This window comes from Mesorhizobium sp. M1E.F.Ca.ET.041.01.1.1, from assembly GCF_003997355.1.
Lineage (GTDB): Bacteria > Pseudomonadota > Alphaproteobacteria > Rhizobiales > Rhizobiaceae > Mesorhizobium.
In genome coordinates this window covers 1-2,812 of sequence record NZ_RZSL01000689.1, presented here as the reverse complement: position 1 = coordinate 2,812, position 2,812 = coordinate 1, and the positions used below count along the sequence as shown (strand labels likewise).

Sequence of the window (2,812 nt, the reverse complement as noted above, 5' to 3'; positions counted from 1 at the left end):
TGTAGCCAGCCGTTCACCGAAGCAGCGGAAACGGCAAGCCACCCGAGATGCCGGCATGATCGAGCTTGAGATCGACGGCATCGCGATGCGCGTCGGCCGGGGCGCCGATACCAAGACGGTGGCCGCAGTGATCCGCGCACAGAAGGCGACGTCGTGATCGGGCCGACGGGTGCGGTCAAGGTCATGCTGGCGACGAAGCCGGTCGACTTCCGCAATTATGTGGAGCGCAGGATTATGCGGAGTCCTGGCCGATTGACCGAGATGTGGACTGGAGTTTGCGGGCGAAGCACTCCGCATAATTTTGGACCATCACCTGCCGCTGAGCATGGCCAATAGCTTGTCGGGCGGCCGGAACCGCCCGGCCCTGAGGTTAGGCGCCGAGGTTGCGTTCAGCGCCTCCAGTTTCTCGGTGGGGTCGGCCCGCAGATAGGCCTCGGTGCTCTGAAGGCTGGCGTGACCGAGCCATAGCGCCACCTTTCGAATGTCATGCGTGGCCTGGAGCATGTGCATCGCGCAGCTGTGACGATAATTCCGAGCTCGGAATTATCGTCACCGTTTCGCCGTCCAGGCCCTGACCAACTGGTATCGTGCGGGCGAAGATGTCGAGCGGGAACTGCCGGTCCTCTCGACCTTTCTCGGCCACGCCAATGTTCGCGATACCTACTGGTATCTATCCGCCGCGCCGGAGCTAATGACCCATGCCGCGCGACTGCTGGATGAGCGGTGGGAGGTTCGCTCATGAGTGCCTCGAACGATCTGGCCGTGCTAATCGAGCGATGGTTCACCGATCGGCTCATGCGACATCGAGGCGTAAGCTCCAACACCATCGCCTCCTATCGCGACACCTTCCGGCTCCTGTCTGCATTCGCGCAGACACGCCTTGGCAGGTCTCCGTCGCAGTTGACACTTCGGGATTTGGACGCGCCTTTCATCGGCGCATTCCTGGAGGACCTCGAGACCCTGCGATCCGCCTCGGTGAGGACCCGGAACCTCCGCCTCACGTTCCATACGGTCTTTCTTTAGATATGCGTCGTTCGAGGAGCCGGCCCATAGCGCCCAGATTCAACGCGTGCTCGCGATCCCGAGCAAGCGATGCGACAAGCGACAGCTTCAGTTTCTCACCAGGCCCGAGATTGAAGCGATCCTGGCCTGTCCGGATCGCAGCACATGGCTGGGACGGCGTGATCACACTCTGCTGTTGCTGGCTGCGCAAACGGGGTTGCGAGTCTCGGAGATCATCGATCTCGACCGGGACTCGGTGATGCTGGGGCACGGTGCCCACGTGCGATGCGTTGGCAAGGGCCGCAAGGAGCGAAGTACGCCGCTCACCAAGGTTGCACAGCAAGCCCTTCGGGGCTGGCTCAACCAGCCCAGGAAGCGGGGCGCAACGGCTCTCTTTCCGAACACGCACGGCGGCAAGCTGAGCGCCGACGGCGTGCAGGCGCTGCTGAACAAATATGTCGCCAAGGCTCGCGAACACTGCGTCCCCCTCCGCTCGAAGCGGGTGTCGCCCCATGTTTTGAGGCACAGCGCTGCCATGGAGCTGCTGCAGGCGGGCGTCGATTGTTCGGTCATCGCCCTATGGCTGGGCCATGAGGCGATGGAAACGACGCTGACCTATCTTCACGCACATCTTGAGCTGAAGGAATCCGCACTCGCCAAGCTGAAGCCATACGAACGCGCAAAGGCCGAACGATTTCGACCAAACGTGCGGATTCCGACGTGAAGCCGGCCGCCATTCCGATCAAACACCGGCCACCATTCCGGTATGAAGCCGGCCAGCATTCCAACCAAAGACCGGCCGGTTTTCGGCACTGAAGATTACCTCCTGGGTCAGCAACTTTGGCATCAATTACCTCGCGATGAACGAGGACATTTTGATGCCGGCAAAGAGAAGGCTGACCATGAGACAGTTGAGACAAATGCTTCGGCTTGCCGGAAGCGGGACCAGCTCCCGCGAGATTGCGGTCGTGCTGGGAATAGCACGCAGTACGGTGCAGGATAATCTGCGGCGCGCAGCGGCAATCGGGTTGAGCTGGCCCCTGCCAGGCGAGCTGACCGATGACGCGCTTGAGAACAAACTCTTCGCTCGCAATGGCGTCAAACAGGGCACGCGGCGGCGCGCAGAGCCGAACTGGGCCGATCTTGCCGTCGAGCTCAAGAAGCCGGGCGTCACGCTCCTCATCTTGTGGGAGGAGTATCGAGGAAGTCATCCCGACGGATATGGCTATAGCCGGTTCTGCGAGCTCTTTCGCAGCTTCGAACAGCGGCTTTCGCCGACGATGCGCCAAGAACACGCCGCCGGCGACAAGGTCTTCGTCGACTATTCCGGCAAGAAGATCCCGATCGTTGATCGAGACACCGGCGAGATCCGTGAGGCGGAGATCTTCGTGGCGGTGCTGGGTGCGTCCAGCTTCACCTATGCCGAAACAACCTGGACCCAGACACTGCCTGATTGGATTGGTTCACACGTCAGGATGTTTCGTTTCTTTGATGGCGTTCCCCGCCTGATCGTCTGCGATTACGTGCCCGGGCACGTAATCGCAGTTTTGTGTCCCGAACGGTTATGTGGCCTACCGTCGGTAAGGTACTGACGTTAGAGATTTTTGTGGGCTAAAGACGGCACATCTCTTTGCGGCAGCAACAGAAGCGCATCCTCCGGTTCCCTACTTTGGAATGGAGGTTGCCATGTTGGAACGCTTTTTCGTCAAGCCGCAGACTGTCGATCGGATCATGGGTTGCTGGCTTGGGTCGCAGATTGACCAATATGTAACGGCGCTTTGTGAGCAGGGTTACGCGGTTCGCAGCATCT

1 protein-coding gene and 3 pseudogenes are annotated in these 2,812 nt (G+C 60.4%); 3 read left to right on the top strand and 1 reads right to left on the bottom strand.

All coding sequences use genetic code 11. From position 1 onward, the window contains the following. Nucleotides 1–309: 309 nt before the first annotated feature. A pseudogene (locus EOA38_RS32630) lies at nt 310–525 on the bottom strand (tyrosine-type recombinase/integrase); the annotation flags it as partial. A 22-nt stretch (nt 526–547) separates the two neighbouring features. Between EOA38_RS32630 and EOA38_RS40670 the strand changes: the two are divergent. From EOA38_RS40670 to EOA38_RS32615, 3 genes and pseudogenes are all read left to right on the top strand, one after another. After that, nucleotides 548–742: pseudogene (locus EOA38_RS40670) on the top strand (integrase); the annotation flags it as partial. Then, nucleotides 739–1,726: pseudogene (locus EOA38_RS32620) on the top strand (tyrosine-type recombinase/integrase). The pseudogenes EOA38_RS40670 and EOA38_RS32620, both read left to right, overlap by 4 nt. Nucleotides 1,727–1,862: 136 nt before the next feature. Beyond that, the gene (locus EOA38_RS32615; RefSeq protein ID WP_245480979.1) at nt 1,863–2,594 is read left to right on the top strand and encodes a hypothetical protein; all 732 of its coding nucleotides are present in this window, start codon (nt 1,863–1,865) and stop codon (nt 2,592–2,594) included. Nucleotides 2,595–2,812: the final 218 nt, after the last annotated feature.